Consider the following 969-nt stretch of genomic DNA (forward strand, 5'->3'; position numbering starts at 1 on the left):
CTCACCCAAGGTCCATAGCAGCCTATGCGCGGCGCCGCCGCACCGCTTCCTCACCGCCGGTGTTTCCGTGGCGGCCGACCTCGATACGGTGGGCCTCAACGGCGACCGCGACCTGCTGCAGGAGATGGGGCGGCACCGCATGCCGGGCGTCTGGCCCGGCCGCTGACACCACCCGAGGAGAAGCCCGCCGGTTGGCGCACGCCATCGTCCCGCAGCTCCGGATCTTCCCCCAGGTCTGGCTAGACGAGGACGCCGCCCGCTGAACGTCCGAATTCAGCATTGACAGCGCGGCGCATGAGGAGAAAGCTGTAAACCGATTTACAAAACCGCTTTACCGGAGTCCGATGCACCGCAAGCCCGCCAAGCGACCGGCGAGGGTGAAGGATGTCGCCGCGCTGGCCGAGGTCTCGGTCACGACGGTCTCCCGCCACCTGAATGCCGATCTGGTCCTGCCGCCCGCCACGGCGGCACGGATCGACGCGGCGGTGCGCCAGCTCGACTACCAGCCCAACCGGCTTGCCCGCAGCCTCAGCCTCGGGCGCTCCGACACCATCGGGCTGGTGGTGCCGGAGATCGCCAATCCCTTCTTCGCCCACCTTGCCGCCGCGGTGGAGGAGGCCGCCGAGGCGGCGGGGCTCGGCCTGCTGCTCTGCGCCACGCTGAACCGGCTGGACCGCGAGCTGGACTACCTGGAGCGCCTGCGCAGCCATCAGGTGGACGGGCTGATCTTCCTGACCAACCACCATGATGACGGCCGGCTGGCGCGCGGCATCGCTGCCTCCCGCAACATCGTGCTGATCGACGAGGACGTGGCCGGCACCAGCGTGCCCAAGCTGTTCTGCGACAACGCGCAGGGCGGCCGGCTGGCCGGCGAGCGCCTGCTGGCCGCCGGGCACCGCCGGCTCGGCTTCGTCGGCGGCCCGCCGGGGCTGATGAGCACGGATGAGCGGCTGGAGGGGCTGCGCGCCG

General features: G+C 70.9%; 1 protein-coding gene. It reads left to right on the forward strand.

The genetic code is table 11. The annotated features are described in order from the left end of the window. Positions 1-344 precede the first annotated feature (344 nt). On the forward strand, positions 345-969 hold a 625-nt coding region (locus HMPREF0731_RS21880), incomplete at its 3' end, for a LacI family DNA-binding transcriptional regulator (protein ID WP_007006438.1).

The sequence above is a fragment of the Pseudoroseomonas cervicalis ATCC 49957 genome (assembly GCF_000164635.1).
Lineage (GTDB): Bacteria > Pseudomonadota > Alphaproteobacteria > Acetobacterales > Acetobacteraceae > Pseudoroseomonas > Pseudoroseomonas cervicalis.